The 13,751-nt window shown below is 44.9% G+C and carries 15 protein-coding genes; 3 read left to right on the forward strand and 12 right to left on the reverse strand.

Annotated features, from left to right (window positions below; all coding sequences use genetic code 11):
• Positions 1-8: 8 nt before the first annotated feature.
• The 12 genes from CSH93_RS16700 to CSH93_RS16755 form a co-directional block, all read right to left on the reverse strand.
• Positions 9-3,287 carry a ligand-binding sensor domain-containing protein gene (locus tag CSH93_RS16700; protein ID WP_100644511.1) on the reverse strand — a complete coding sequence of 1,093 codons (3,279 nt, stop codon included), beginning with the start codon at positions 3,285-3,287 and terminating at the stop codon, positions 9-11.
• 168 nt (positions 3,288-3,455) lie between these two features.
• Entirely contained in the window at positions 3,456-3,731 is a 276-nt protein-coding gene (locus CSH93_RS16705) for an HPr family phosphocarrier protein (RefSeq protein ID WP_100644512.1), read from the reverse strand.
• 9 nt (positions 3,732-3,740) lie between these two features.
• Positions 3,741-4,586, reverse strand: a complete 846-nt coding sequence (rapZ, locus tag CSH93_RS16710) for an RNase adapter RapZ (protein WP_100644513.1) — start codon at positions 4,584-4,586, stop codon at positions 3,741-3,743.
• 42 nt (positions 4,587-4,628) lie between these two features.
• Entirely contained in the window at positions 4,629-5,072 is a 444-nt protein-coding gene (ptsN, locus tag CSH93_RS16715) for a PTS IIA-like nitrogen regulatory protein PtsN (protein WP_100644514.1), read from the reverse strand.
• A gap of 43 nt (positions 5,073-5,115) precedes the next feature.
• Positions 5,116-5,403 carry a ribosome hibernation promoting factor gene (gene hpf / locus CSH93_RS16720; RefSeq protein WP_100644515.1) on the reverse strand — a complete coding sequence of 96 codons (288 nt, stop codon included), beginning with the start codon at positions 5,401-5,403 and terminating at the stop codon, positions 5,116-5,118.
• Between the two features lie 26 nt (positions 5,404-5,429).
• Positions 5,430-6,914, reverse strand: a complete 1,485-nt coding sequence (locus CSH93_RS16725; protein ID WP_100644516.1) for an RNA polymerase factor sigma-54 — start codon at positions 6,912-6,914, stop codon at positions 5,430-5,432.
• A gap of 75 nt (positions 6,915-6,989) precedes the next feature.
• Entirely contained in the window at positions 6,990-7,715 is a 726-nt protein-coding gene (gene lptB, locus CSH93_RS16730; RefSeq protein WP_100644517.1) for an LPS export ABC transporter ATP-binding protein, read from the reverse strand.
• Positions 7,715-8,239, reverse strand: coding sequence for a lipopolysaccharide transport periplasmic protein LptA (gene lptA, locus CSH93_RS16735; protein WP_420807269.1), 525 nt, complete (start codon positions 8,237-8,239; stop codon positions 7,715-7,717). The genes lptB and lptA overlap by 1 nt, the downstream gene beginning before the upstream one ends.
• 79 nt (positions 8,240-8,318) lie before the next feature.
• Positions 8,319-8,891: an LPS export ABC transporter periplasmic protein LptC gene (lptC, locus tag CSH93_RS16740; RefSeq protein WP_100644519.1), complete on the reverse strand. Its 573-nt coding sequence runs from the start codon at positions 8,889-8,891 to the stop codon at positions 8,319-8,321.
• Positions 8,888-9,433 carry a 3-deoxy-manno-octulosonate-8-phosphatase KdsC gene (kdsC, locus tag CSH93_RS16745; protein WP_100644520.1) on the reverse strand — a complete coding sequence of 182 codons (546 nt, stop codon included), beginning with the start codon at positions 9,431-9,433 and terminating at the stop codon, positions 8,888-8,890. Before kdsC ends, lptC begins: the two co-directional genes overlap by 4 nt.
• Positions 9,433-10,398, reverse strand: coding sequence for a KpsF/GutQ family sugar-phosphate isomerase (locus tag CSH93_RS16750; RefSeq protein WP_276307710.1), 966 nt, complete (start codon positions 10,396-10,398; stop codon positions 9,433-9,435). The genes kdsC and CSH93_RS16750 overlap by 1 nt, the downstream gene beginning before the upstream one ends.
• Before the next feature lie 2 nt (positions 10,399-10,400).
• On the reverse strand, positions 10,401-11,357 hold the full coding sequence (locus CSH93_RS16755) for a calcium/sodium antiporter (RefSeq protein WP_100644521.1): 957 nt from the start codon (positions 11,355-11,357) through the stop codon (positions 10,401-10,403).
• 337 nt (positions 11,358-11,694) lie between these two features.
• On the opposite strand from CSH93_RS16755, the gene CSH93_RS16760 reads away from it, so the two are divergent.
• From CSH93_RS16760 to mlaD, 3 genes are read left to right on the forward strand one after another with little or no spacing between them, the layout of a single operon-like run.
• Positions 11,695-12,495 carry an ATP-binding cassette domain-containing protein gene (locus tag CSH93_RS16760; RefSeq protein ID WP_100644522.1) on the forward strand — a complete coding sequence of 267 codons (801 nt, stop codon included), beginning with the start codon at positions 11,695-11,697 and terminating at the stop codon, positions 12,493-12,495.
• Positions 12,495-13,271, forward strand: a complete 777-nt coding sequence (gene mlaE / locus CSH93_RS16765) for a lipid asymmetry maintenance ABC transporter permease subunit MlaE (RefSeq protein ID WP_100644588.1) — start codon at positions 12,495-12,497, stop codon at positions 13,269-13,271. Before CSH93_RS16760 ends, mlaE begins: the two co-directional genes overlap by 1 nt.
• Positions 13,272-13,279: 8 nt before the next feature.
• The gene (gene mlaD / locus CSH93_RS16770) at positions 13,280-13,747 is read left to right on the forward strand and encodes an outer membrane lipid asymmetry maintenance protein MlaD (RefSeq protein WP_100644523.1); all 468 of its coding nucleotides are present in this window, start codon (positions 13,280-13,282) and stop codon (positions 13,745-13,747) included.
• Positions 13,748-13,751: the final 4 nt, after the last annotated feature.

Here is a 13,751-nt window from a genome sequence, read left to right on the forward strand (position 1 = left end):
AGGCGCCTCTAGCGGGGCGCCTCTTCATCAATATTGGCGGCAAATTCACACACGAATAATGTTCCCCTCGGGCGGTTATCCAGTATTTGAATACTCCCCCCAAGACGAATTGTGACAACATTCGCCACAATCTGTAAACCAAGCCCTATATTTCCAGCTTGCCGACGCGTAGTGAAGAATGGTTTAAAAACTTTTTCTTTCATTTCATCACTTACGCCAATGCCATTGTCACTAAATTGCAATTGCACCGTGTTCCCTTGCGTTAGCACTTCAATCGCAACCTCAGGTGATGCTATACCATCAAATGCATGCTCTATGGCGTTGAGCGCAAACTGGGTAATTAACTGGGCGATCGCCCCGGGGTAGGTTGTCACTAACAAAGATTTATCACAACGAATAGACCACTTCACACCCGCTCGTTCCAGAGTTGGGGCTAAATTGATCATCACTTCATGCAAGTAGTTTGACAAATTGATAGCGCGTTTGGTTTGTGAAATTTGATCGGTTGATAAGTTCTTAAAGCTGTTAATCAAATTACCGGCTTTTTCCAAATTGGTCGATATCAGAGAAGCCCCTTCAACGATGCTTCTGAGTGTCCGCTCAAAATGCGTACGGGTGATGCTGTTTTGCTGAAATTGTCGAATTAACGCTTCGCTGTCATCATGGATCAAAGACGACGCTGTAACCGCTATACCAACCGGCGTATTGATCTCATGCGCCACGCCCACAACAAGTGACGTTAGAGACGCATTCTTCTCAGACTCAATTAGCTTTGTTTCCGCATTAATCAGCGCCTCACTGCGCCGCTTAACTTCTTGCTCAAGTAATTCATTGCTAGCTTGTAGTGCCGCTAACCGCCATCGACTCCACGCGCCAAAAAGAGCGACCATTACCAACACATAGCTCACAAGGGCGGTCACACTGAGCCACCAAGGTCGCTCGATAGTAAACGCAAAGGAGGCAACGTTTTCGCCGCTAATGCCTTTCCCCACACTCATAACCTGAAACTCATAATCCCCCGGCGATAAACCAGAGTAACTGACGCGAGATTGTTCAGAAGGCTCGAACCAGTTGTCCTTATGGCCTAGTAGTCGATATGAGTATTCCGCGTTAATGTTTGAGAGTAAATTTAGGTCGGCAAACTGGAAGGTAATATCCTTGACTGAATGCGGATAAATATAATCACTTTGTTCTGCATTTGATGAAAATAATATGTCATCTTCATCAATGGTCACATGACTTATCATAATTTTTGATTCGACTTGGGTATCTGATAAGGCCGATGTTCTTATGCGAGAGAATCCGCTAATACCACCAAAATACAGATCGCCATCGTTCCCGGAAAAACCAGACTTCATTACAAACTGAGCGCCGTGCAAGCCATGCTTGGTTGTATAATGTTCAAGCGCAGTGCGTTGGACATTGAGCTGATAGATACCGTTTGCCGTGCTAAACCATATATTATTATTTTTGTCAGCCAGCACACGCTTCACAGCGAGATTAGCGAGTCGCTCATCTTGGGGGAAATAGCGAAATGTATTAGAAATATCGTCCAGTTCATTCAGCTTATTATCTGTTGCGACCCAAAGTGTACTGTCATTGTCCAACGTGATATCAACAATATTGCTACTGTTGAGATCGCCGTCACCACCTGCCCGGTAATGCAAATGCTTTTCACTGTCTAAACGAAACCGGACAACCCCAACGCCCATCACCCCAATGGTGACAAAGTTATGCTGATCTTCTGCAATAGCTGAAACAGCGGATTCAGGCAATTGTGGCACATGCTCTTCCAGATAGACGGGCTGTGTCGTTCTGCCATCAAACACAAAAAGCCCATTGTGCGATGTCCCAATCCATATGTAGCCATCGGTGCTTTGGTACAGGGATTCAACCAAGTAACGTTGCTCCGAAGGAAACGTGCTTTGCATATCTTCAAACGAGTTGGAATACAGCGGCCGTCGGAACAACCCTTTATTACTGGCTACCCATAAGTGTCCCCCCTTGTCTTCAATCATGGCGATAACTAAGCCAATATCAGGATCAACCATTTTGGGCCTACTATCGTCGGGTGCCATTTTTAACAACCCCTGCGTCGACCCTATCCATAGATTTCGTTTGGAATCCTCAAGAAGCGCATGGACTCGCCCAATCGGCTGCGCCACATCATCAGGATGCCCAAACTCTTTGAACCCTGTAATGGATTCACCGATAAAAGAAATTTTGATGAGCCCTGATGGACGGGAGGCAACCCAAAGCACACCATTTTCGTCAAAGAGAATATCGCGAATGTCATCATGTGGCAGCAATGCGGTGCGACCGCCATTCACAAGGGGCACAAACTCCCGCTTCACCACATCAAATAGATACAGTCCTGATAGAGTGCCTATCCACAATTGATCGTTATGCCCTCTCACCAAGCTCGTAACGCGCGTATCGGTTTGATTGGTGGTGTTAAAGCTCTCTACCATTTCGCATCGCTCACGCGATTGTGTGAATTCACAGATACCACTTTCCGTACCAACCCAGAATTCGCCTCTAGGTGTAACTAACAACCGCCTGACGCGCTGTTGATACAATAAACTATCGCGCGGGAGGATCGTGTTATATCGAGTAACCTCAACGTCATTGTTAACCCTAATTCGGTCCAAACCAAACCCAGTCGCCAACCAAATGCTGCCATCGGTTTCCTCGGCGAAATGCCAGACACGATTATGACTAATTGTGGCCTTATCACTTGCACTGTGAACAAAGGTTGTGATCTGCTGGGAGACAGGATCGAACATCGATGCCCCGCCACCATTGGTGCCAATCCAAACTCTCCCTGAACTATCCTCAAAGAAAACTTGTACCATGTCACTATTAATTCGCTGGCTAGGCTCTGATGTTGTTGCAAAATGATGTTCTAGACGGAGCTGATTGTCGTAAACATAAACACCAAAACCCCAAGTTCCAACCCAGATCCGTTGTCGGCTATCAATGAAGATATTGCTGTTGTTGCGCGTCGCAACTTCTGTTCCTTGCGGGTCGCGGTCGGAAAAGTTATCGAAAATAATGCCATTAAAACGGGATAAACCATTTGGCGTACCCAACCATAGATAGCCTTGCTGATCTCTAGCAATGCTAAACACGGTGCTATCAGGCAGACCTGATTTTATGGAGTAACGCTCGACATCAAAGAAAAAGGGATTGGCAAGTACTAATGATGGCTTAATGACAATTGCTGTGCACAGCAGTAGAAAGCGCCACGCCTTGTTAAGCGTATTGTACAAACAACTGGCTGCCATGAAATGAACCACCTCACGCGTTATTTAGTTAAAGCTAAAAACTGAATAAGTGCACTAGTAGTTCCGTTGAGAGTGCCGCGAACGTCTCCGGTCTCTTGTTTAGGATAGATCAACTATGGGAATTTGAATAGTAATTCCAATTACATAGGTTAATGCGCGAAAAAAATATTACTCTTGCTCATTAAACTTACCATCGATGAGATCTTTAATGGCAACAAAAGCGGCTTCCGCATCTTCGCCTTCACACACGATTGTGACCGTTTCGCCTTGATGACTCTCTAACATCATCAGTCCGAGTACGCTGTTTGCATCAGCACTTTTATCATCTTTGTGTAACGTTATTGAGGCGTCAAATTGATTGGCTAAGGTGACTAGCTGCGTCGCTGCTCTAGCATGCAGTCCTAGTTTATTCACAATCGTGACTTGTTGCTCTACTCTCGCCATGTCGATTCCTTAGCGATTTAATTCACGGTGGCGAATTTGCACATCGGGATGAATATCTTGGAAGGTTTTAGCCAAACATTCAGTGACATAAACCGAACGATGCTGCCCGCCGGTACAGCCAATGGCTACGGTTACATAACTGCGATTATTTCGCTCTAAATGCGGTAACCAAGTAGATATCAAATTTTGAATCTGCCAGACAAACTTTGTCACGATTGGCTGTGAACCTAAAAACTGCTCTACTGCTGAATCTAACCCTGTTAGATGTTTAAGGTCTGGCTCCCAATGCGGATTCGGTAAGAAGCGTGCATCAAAAACATAATCAGCATCCTTGGGGATACCATACTTAAAACCAAAGCTTTCAAACACCAAAACCAAACGAGAACTCTTTTTACCCAGCACTCGCTCTCTGATTAATTCCGCCAATTGGTGCACTGATAATTTATCGGTGTCTAGATATAAGTCTGCGCGCTCAGCAACAGGTGCTAATAGTTGTTTCTCAGCCGTGATGGCATCGGCTAGCGAGCGATTTTCTTTTGACAAGGGGTGCAATCTACGCGTTTCACTGAAACGTTTTATGAGTTCATCATCACTGGCATCGAGATAAATGATGTTCATGTCCCATGCATCGGGCAAGTAATTTAATATTTCGACCAATTCAGTCGGATCTTTGGGCAGGTTACGCACATCAATGCTGACGGCAACCAGATCATAATCGTCGACGACAGCATGTGTAAGCGTAGGCAAAAGATTAACGGGTATGTTGTCTACGCAGTAATATCCCAAATCTTCCAAAGCGCGAAGCGCAATCGATTTACCTGAACCGCTGCGTCCACTGACGATTATCAATTTCATACGAGTTGTCTTGTTTTTGAGCTTGGTCGAGTGATATCCATTCTAGGACAATGCCTGAAGAATCTCATCACTTGTTTGTGCTTTTCTAATAAGCTTCACACGATCTTTATCCGCCAGCTTGCCGGCAACACTCGCTAATGTCTGTAGGTGCCCTTCAGCTTGCTCTTCCGGTACCAGTAGTGCGAAGAAAATATCAACCGGCTTGTCATCAATGGCATCAAAGTCAATTGCCGGTTCGCTGGTAACAACGATCGCCATGACCTTATGCAAACCTGCAAGTCTGCCATGTGGGATAGCAATGCCGTTGCCAATACCTGTGCTGCCCATACGCTCTCTCTGCATCAGAGCCGCCAGCACCGTATCTTGTTTAATGTCGGGAATATTATCAGCAGCCAATTGACTGATGATTTCTAAAATTCGCTTTTTGCTATTGCACTGAACCGCACATTGCGTGCGGTTCGTGCTCAGAATTGTTTCAAGATTCATAGAATACTAAATACCTATTTGCTCCTTAGGAGCGGTACGTCATTTAGTGCTTTTTAAGCTTTTCCTTGTGACGTATAACCTGACGATCAAGCTTATCAATCATGCTGTCAATCGCTGCATACATATCTGTATCTTCAGAAGAAGCAAAGATCTCGGCACCACTGAGATGAACCGTGGCTTCTGCTTTCTGATTCAGTTTTTCGACATTTAAGATAACGTGTACATTGGAAATATGATCAAAGTGCCTTTCTAACTTTGAAAACTTGGTATCAACATAATTACGCAAAGAATCAGTGATATCGACGTGATGACCAGTTAAGTTAATTTGCATATATCGTCTTCCTTCTTGTTAGAGCTCTACAATAAACTCTTACGTTGATTTGACGGGGGAATCGCTAGCGATTCACGGTATTTTGCTATTGTCCGACGGGCCACTTGTATACCTTGGTCCGCCAACAATTGAGCAATCTTGCTATCACTCAGTGGTTTGCTGGGTTTCTCAGCCGCCACGAGTTTTTTAATCAGTGCTCGAATGGCCGTTGACGAGCACTCACCACCACCATCGGTGGCTACGTGACTGGAGAAAAAGTATTTCAATTCAAAAATCCCTCTAGGGGTATGCATATACTTCTGTGTTGTCACGCGAGAAATTGTCGATTCGTGCATGTCTACCATTTCAGCAACATCATTCAACACCATTGGCTTCATCATTTCAGGGCCATGCTCAAAAAAACCAATCTGTTGTTGCACAATACAGTTTGCCACTTTCAGCAAGGTGTCGTTACGACTTTCCAAACTTTTAATAAACCACTTCGCTTCTTGCATGTGAGAACGAATAAACTGCGAATCACTGCTGTTTCGGGCATTTCGACTCATCGCTGCATACTGCTGATTAATACTTAGTTTGGGCAAACTGTCAGGATTCAACTCCACATGCCAGCGTCCATTCTTTTTCGCCACCGAAACATCGGGAATAACGTACTCTGGTTCCTTCGTGATCAGAGCACTACCTGGGCGCGGATTTAATGTTTGCAACAAACGTAATGCTTCACGCAGTTCGTCTTCTTTTAGTCTGCTTTTGCGCATTAAAGTTCGGTAATCTTTACTGCTAATCAGATCAGAAAATTCGATTAATATCTGTTTCGCTTCTTCAATCCAAGGCGTCTCTGGCGCAAACTGGTTTAATTGCACAAGTAAACATTCTTGCGGCGTTCTGGAGCCTGAACCGATGGGATCGAACATTTGTATGCGCTTAAGCACACATAGCACTTCATCTTCTTCGATTTGCTCTTCACTGATATCGTCGTCATTAACACTGGCGAGAATATCTTCGATAGTACAGGTCAGATAGCCCGATTCATCGATCGAATCAATAATGGCAATCGCTATCGCCCTATCTACCTCACTGAAAGGTGTCAGGTCCATCTGCCACAGCAAATGGTCTTGGATATTGTCGGTTGTCTCACCTTGAAAAACTTGGTCATCATCGTTACTCGATGACATAGGAGCAGGTGCAGACGATGCACTGTAGTATTCATCCCAAGTGCTGTCGATCGGCAGTTCATCGGGCAGGTCATTCTTTTCTAGCGCATCACCACTTTCGATAGAGTCATCGCTGGTTAAGCTGGATAATTCATCTTTTTCTTTTGTATTGGTTTGAAGATCGCTGTTGCTATCCGGTTCATGGCCTTCTTCAAGTTCCAACAGAGGGTTTGAATCTAACGCTTCTTGAATTTCAGTTTGCAGATCTAAGGTCGACAGTTGCAACAACTTAATTGCCTGCTGCAATTGAGGTGTCATTGTAAGTTGTTGACTGAATTTAAGCTGTAACGAGGGCTTCATTTATTGCTCTTTACTTCCCGCATCTATTTTTATTGTTTAACGCTTCGTTAATGACAGTGGTGACCTTTAGTTTAACTATAGCCTGAATTGCTCACCGAGGTATACATCTCTCACTTTTTGATTCGACAAAACTTCATCTGCTGTACCAGAAGCAATCAGCTCTCCATGGCTCACTATGTAAGCTTTTTCACATACATCAAGGGTTTCACGCACGTTGTGATCAGTGATCAATACGCCTATTCCGCGCTCGCACAAATGCTGAATAATTTTCTTTATATCATTCACAGAAATCGGATCGACGCCGGCAAAAGGCTCATCCAGTAAGATAAATTGAGGGTTTGCTGCCAACGCTCGCGCTATCTCGACGCGCCTACGTTCACCACCAGAGAGACTCATGCCTAAACTATTACGGATATGATTAATGTTAAACTCATCCAACAGCGCATCAGCTTCTTGTTCACGCTGTAAGGTCGACAATTCTTTACGCGTTTGCAAGATCGCCATGATATTTTCGAGCACCGTCAGCTTTCGGAAAATAGACGCTTCTTGCGGCAAGTAGCCAATGCCTTGTCGCGCTCTTTCATGCATAGGTAGCAAGGTCAGTTCGGACTGATCGATAAAGATCCGGCCATGGTCAAGCGGTACTAATCCAACGATCATGTAAAATGTAGTTGTTTTTCCTGCACCATTTGGGCCCAATAGACCAACGATTTGCCCGCTGTCTACCGTTAAACTAACGTCTCTAACGACCTGTCTTGATTTATATGACTTAGCTAAATGCTGCGCTGTCAAAGTAGCCATTAACGCGGTTCATCCTGTTCTTGTTGCTCTGATTCGTCTGATGAATCGTCCTGTAAATCCTTAAAGGCCTCTGGTCGGAAAACCGTTGTTACGCGACGCTCTTCGTCACCCTCATTGCTCTGCGCTAACAACTGCTCTTTCTCCATATCAAATTGGATAAGATCACCTTGCACCATACTACTATCTCTTATCAGTTGAGCGTCACCGTCAAGGGTAATCGCGCGTGATATCACAGCATATGTAATCGTATTGGCACGAGCGGTTACGCGGCTACCATCATCCATACTTTGTGAATAAACTGCTGGCGTGCCGCGCGCAATAAAGACTTCTCGCCCCTCACCGTCGGTTGCAATCACTTCGACTTCCTGCGCATGAATTTCCATCGAGCCTTGTGTGATGTGCACATCTTCTTTAAAAATTGAGGTCTTGTTTTTTCCATCGACAAACTGTGACTTCGCATCTACGGTGATGGGCTGATTAAAGTCAGATTCACCTGCCAACACAGCCCCACTGCTAAGCAACATTACGCACACGCCGATTTGCTTTAAGTAGGTCTTAATAGAATGCCCAGCAAGGCTATAAAATAGATGTTTACACGGCATGTTAGTTAGCCTTATTCGATGGAGAGTAAATAGTTTGCACATGTTGCTGCAATTCATAGGTCTTTAAGTTCAGGTCAGCTTCGAGACCATCACTTTCTATTTGATAGTCTTCGCCGACAATAGTGACCGCCTGATCGGATGTCATTATTTTAGTCTCTAAGTTTATTTGAAGGAACTCTGTCGAGATTGTTTTTACAAACTCTTCCTGACTCAGACTTTGAATTATCACGTTTCGTTCCAGCTGAATACGATTATCATCATACAAGGTGCCTTCATCAGCCGTTACACGCCATGGTGTCTGATCATCTTCCATGTAAATGGTATATTGCGGCTGCTTGAAATAGACAAACCCAAGCTGTTCATAGTGTTCCATTTCTTGTGCGAATATTCTGTGGCTCAGCTGACCATCATTGTCATATAACGCACTGCGTAAATTTTTAGCTTGATAGGTGGGTTGGTAAATATCTTCTTCAGACCCCACGGTTTCCGGTGACTCATCTTTAAGCCAAGTTGGAATATACGTCGCTAACGCAAGAATAAATAGGGCCGATATGCTGTACCCCAGTCGATTCATATGCTGGCCCCAGCAATATTGTCCAGCGCATCATGCACTTGCAAGAACACATCACACACTTCTCTTACAGCACCAAACCCACCCCGTTGGGTTGTTATCCAATCCGCCTTTTGTAAGACGAGTGGATGAGCATCTTGTACGGCAATAGAAGTACCCGCTAACGAGAACATACCCAAATCAGGTACATCATCACCTATCGTGGCGACAGATTCGGGTGCTAGATTGATTTCATCCAGCAATGCGGATAGTGCGCTGTACTTATCTTCTTTACCTTGCAGAATATAATTGGTCTTTAGCGCCGTCATGCGATCCTGAACAATAGCCGAGTTGCGCCCCGTTATTACTGCCGTTTGGAGCCCTATTGATTGAAGGGCCTTAAACCCAAATCCATCACGCGTATGAAATGCTTTTAGTTCTTCCCCTGCGTTACCGAGATAAATACGCCCATCAGAAAAAACACCGTCTATATCACACACCAATAGTTTGATTTTACTTAACGCAGTATAGAGTGATTCCGGCATATCGCCGTAAAGTGTTTGCATTACAGCACTCCTGCAAGCAGAAGCATGTGCATGTTAAATGCTCCCACCGGTTTACGCGCTTCATCCACCACAAACATAGCGCTTATCTTGTGCTGTTCCATGAGGTTCAAAGCGTTCACCGCCAATGTATGGGGTGACACCGTGATGCTGTCTTTGGTCATCACCTCACCCACATGAGTGCTGTGAATATCAATACGTGCATCTAAAATACGCCGTAAGTCACCGTCGGTAAAAATACCAATAAGCGCGCCGCTTTCATCCTGAACACCCGTCATGCCCAACCCCTTTTGCGATATTTCAAGTAAAGCAGCTGAAATACTTTGTTGAGGATCAACCAACGGCAATTGAGACGCTGTGGCCATAATATCACTGACACCCAACAGCAATTTTCTGCCTAAACTGCCGCCGGGATGTGATAGAGCGAAATCATCTGAAGTAAAACCTTTAGCATCGAGCAAGGCAACCGCCAACGCGTCGCCCATCACCAATGTTACGGTTGTACTCGTTGTGGGGGCTAAACCGAGTGAACATGCTTCTTCACTAACACTGATATCCAACACTACATCTGCGTGTTTGGCTAACGTACTTTCACGATTATTTGTCATTGCAATAATCGGAATCTGAAGACGCTTAACGACCGGCAAAATACTGATCAGCTCGGTCGATTCACCGGAATTCGAAATGGCCAATAACACATCGTTTTTAGCCAACATCCCCAAGTCGCCATGATTCGCTTCGCCCGGGTGCATAAAAAATGATGGTGTACCTGTACTTGACAACGTCGCGGCGATCTTGTGGCCTATATGGCCGGATTTACCCATGCCGCTTACCACAACTTTGCCTGTACACGCCATGCATAACTCACACGCTTGCACAAATTCCTGATCAATGCGCTGACTTAAAGCACTCATCTCTCGTTGTTCAATCGCGACGACCCGTTTTCCGGATCCAATAAAATCAGCCATGTTTATCCAAATAACACCCATTGATAGGCAAAGAAAGCAGCAACAAACGATAAGGCTTCTAATCGATTAATGCGGCGTCGCCCGAGTAAATCAAAACTGTACACGATCAGTAAAACCGTCAATCCGAGCATGACATATATGTCTCGATTCGCTGCTGCAGGATCCAACATACCGGGTGCAAGTAAACCTGGCATTGCCAACACGCCAAGTAAGTTAAATATGTTTGAACCAACGATGTTGCCCATTGCCAAGTCATGTTCATTTTTCATCACGCCGGCCACGCTAGCCGCAAGTTCAGGCAAACTAGTACCAAGCGCTATAACCGTCAAACCAATAACCAATTGACTGACCCCAAGGTACTCCGCAATGCTGGTTGCTGACGCGATAATAAAGTGTGCACTGGCTGGTAACAAGGCCATGCCGAGAATAATCCACAGCCAAGCAACTAAATTAGGTACCCCCTTGGGAATTTCATCCTCTGTTTCGTGATGAATAGGGTCGCTCTTTTTGGTCATGAGCGATAGATAGGCCATGCCAAGTAACACGATGACTAAACCGATCGAAAGGCTTATCCCTTCTACCCGAGTCAGTTCTCCGTCATATATGAACCATGACGCGAGCAAGCATATTGCCAATAATATCGGCATTTCACGTTTTACGGTCAGAGAACTTACGATAATTGGCTTGATCAACGCTGTAACCCCTAACACCAAGGCGATGTTAGTGATATTTGAACCTAACGCATTGCCTACTGCTGTATCTCGGTTGCCACTTAGCGATGCAATAACAGACACAACGATTTCAGGTGCAGATGAGCCCATCGCGACAATCGTTAGACCAATCATCATAGGCGAAACCCCACTATTTCTTGCTAATGCTGATGCTCCGTAGACAAAACGGTCTGCAGCCCAGCTTAAAACAGCAATACCAATGATAAAAATAACGACGTTGGTTAACATTAATGCCCAATGCGGTCTTTAAGAATACCGCACATGATCGCAAAAATTTAACGGGCTGCCTAGACCGTGTTGATTAAGACCAATTATTTTTTCGATAAAACGCAACTCTTTTCAGTTTTCTGCGGTCAGTATGGGTATAATGCATCCCAGACTTAGTCTGGCTTAAAAGGAATCGCCAGCACTATTGATACAGTTCGAATTTTTTGGATATAAGTTGTTACTTTTTAACTTTGCGCTGACAACTTGAAAATCGGTAAAATATCACAACATTGTCGAATCACCTTTTTCACAGAACGACAATCGCAACACAATAGCCATTCAAATGACCAAGGCGGATATGGAAAATTTAGTCTCGATCGACAATATGACATTCAAACGTGGTGATAGAACCATTTATGATGGCATAACGTTGCAAGTGCCTCGTGGTAAAATAACTGCTGTCATGGGGCCCAGCGGGATCGGTAAAACCACATTATTAAAACTGATAGGCGGACAACTGACGCCTGCGTCAGGTACCGTTGAGTTCGACGGTAAGAACGTACACGCATTATCGCGCAGTAAACTGTTCGAGTTACGCCGTGATATGAGTATGTTGTTTCAAAGCGGCGCATTGTTCACCAATATTTCGGTATTCGACAATGTGGCATTTCCGTTGCGAGAACATACCCATCTGTCTGAATCAGTAATCGAAACACTCGTCGCACTCAAATTACAGGCGGTAGGATTGCGCGGTGCCGCGCATTTAATGCCAGCTGAATTATCTGGCGGAATGGCGCGCAGAGCTGCATTAGCAAGAGCTATTGCACTGGATCCCAAATTAATCATGTTCGACGAACCGTTCGCAGGACAAGATCCGATATCCATGGGCGTTTTGGTTAAGTTGATCCGCGCATTGAATGACTCGTTAGGTGTCACCAGTATCGTTGTTACACACGATGTTACTGAAGTGCTTACCATTGCTGACTATGTCTACATTCTTGCGGAACAACGCATCATAGGTGAAGGCACTCCCGAACAAATCCGTCAGAGTGATTCTGATTTAGTACAACAGTTTTTGCAGGGTAAAGCTGACGGACCTGTACCGTTTCACTTTAAGGCGCAAAGTTTGGAAGAACAATTATTCGGAGGCCACGCGTGATCAACTGGATCGCCGGCGTTGGCGGCAACACGATTTCAAAGGCGGCTGCAATTGGTCGCGCTGGATTGATGTTATTTGGTGCGATTGTCGCCCTACCTCAATTCAAAAATATTCGTCTGACCATCCAGCAAATATACGTTGTGGGTGTTCAGTCTTTGTTAATTATTATTGTGTCAGGATTATTTATCGGCATGGTAATGGCGCTGCAAGGTTATACCATTTTGGTTGATTATGGTGCCGAAGGTAGTTTAGGACCCATGGTCGCGCTTTCACTACTGCGTGAACTTGGGCCTGTCGTAACAGCGCTCTTGTTTGCTGGACGAGCGGGTTCGGCTTTAACAGCCGAAATCGGCCTGATGAAAGCTACCGAACAGCTCAGTAGCTTAGAGATGATGGCGGTAGATCCATTGCGACGCGTCGTAGCACCTCGATTCTGGGCGGGTATTATTTCCATGCCGATGCTGGCGCTGATTTTCAGTGCTGTTGGCATTTTGGGCGGGCATGCTGTCGGGGTCGATTGGTTAGGTGTGGATGCAGGCAGTTATTGGTCAATTATGCAATCGACCGTTGAATGGGGCGAAGATGTTGTAAACGGCATCATCAAGAGTCTGGTATTTGCATTGGTTGTGACGTGGATTGCAATCTTTAAAGGTTACGATGCAGTTCCGACGTCAGAAGGAATTAGTAAGGCAACAACAGAAACGGTCGTTTTTAGTTCGTTGGCCGTATTAGGTTTAGATTTTGTGCTAACTGCACTGATGTTTGGCATTGAGTAGGAGAAAAAATGACAACGCGCAAAACAGAAATACTTGTTGGACTGTTTGTATTGTTGACTATTGCAGCATTGTTGTTGTTGGGGTTAAAAGTCGCCAATCAGGGCATGCAAGCCAGTGGTGAAACGTACGTATTAAAAGCTAAATTTGATAATATTGGTGGCTTGAAAGAGCGTTCAGCCGTCAAGGTGGGAGGCGTCACTATTGGTCGTGTCGAATCGATTAATTTAGATTCCGAAGACTTCACCCCAGTGGTAACGCTGACCATTAGTAAAGATTACAGCAACTTCCCTGAAACCAGCTCAGTAGCGATTCTGACGTCGGGGCTTTTAGGTGAACAATATGTTGGTTTGCAGCCAGGCTTTTCGTTTGGCGATATTGAAAACCTTGAAGACGGTGACTTTATTGAAGACACCAAGTCAGCACTGGTACTCGAAGACCTTATCGGACAATTTTTATTCAGTCGAGACAGTGAATAGTCAT

The organism is Neoalteromonas facilis (assembly GCF_002807665.1).
Classification (GTDB): Bacteria; Pseudomonadota; Gammaproteobacteria; order Enterobacterales; family Alteromonadaceae; genus Alteromonas_E; species Alteromonas_E facilis.

Bases quoted from the DNA above. Each gene is read 5' to 3' on its own strand.
- CSH93_RS16700 (WP_100644511.1), bottom strand. From the start codon at position 3,287: ATGGCAGCCAGTTGTTTGTACAATACGCTTAACAAGGCGTGGCGCTTT.
- CSH93_RS16705 (WP_100644512.1), bottom strand. From the start codon at position 3,731: ATGGCGAGAGTAGAGCAACAAGTCACGATTGTGAATAAACTAGGACTG.
- rapZ (WP_100644513.1), bottom strand. From the start codon at position 4,586: ATGAAATTGATAATCGTCAGTGGACGCAGCGGTTCAGGTAAATCGATT.
- ptsN (WP_100644514.1), bottom strand. From the start codon at position 5,072: ATGAATCTTGAAACAATTCTGAGCACGAACCGCACGCAATGTGCGGTT.
- hpf (WP_100644515.1), bottom strand. From the start codon at position 5,403: ATGCAAATTAACTTAACTGGTCATCACGTCGATATCACTGATTCTTTG.
- CSH93_RS16725 (WP_100644516.1), bottom strand. From the start codon at position 6,914: ATGAAGCCCTCGTTACAGCTTAAATTCAGTCAACAACTTACAATGACA.
- lptB (WP_100644517.1), bottom strand. From the start codon at position 7,715: ATGGCTACTTTGACAGCGCAGCATTTAGCTAAGTCATATAAATCAAGA.
- lptA (WP_420807269.1), bottom strand. From the start codon at position 8,239: ATGTTGCTTAGCAGTGGGGCTGTGTTGGCAGGTGAATCTGACTTTAAT.
- lptC (WP_100644519.1), bottom strand. From the start codon at position 8,891: ATGAATCGACTGGGGTACAGCATATCGGCCCTATTTATTCTTGCGTTA.
- kdsC (WP_100644520.1), bottom strand. From the start codon at position 9,433: ATGCAAACACTTTACGGCGATATGCCGGAATCACTCTATACTGCGTTA.
- CSH93_RS16750 (WP_276307710.1), bottom strand. From the start codon at position 10,398: ATGGCTGATTTTATTGGATCCGGAAAACGGGTCGTCGCGATTGAACAA.
- CSH93_RS16755 (WP_100644521.1), bottom strand. From the start codon at position 11,357: ATGTTAACCAACGTCGTTATTTTTATCATTGGTATTGCTGTTTTAAGC.
- CSH93_RS16760 (WP_100644522.1), top strand. From the start codon at position 11,695: ATGGAAAATTTAGTCTCGATCGACAATATGACATTCAAACGTGGTGAT.
- mlaD (WP_100644523.1), top strand. From the start codon at position 13,280: ATGACAACGCGCAAAACAGAAATACTTGTTGGACTGTTTGTATTGTTG.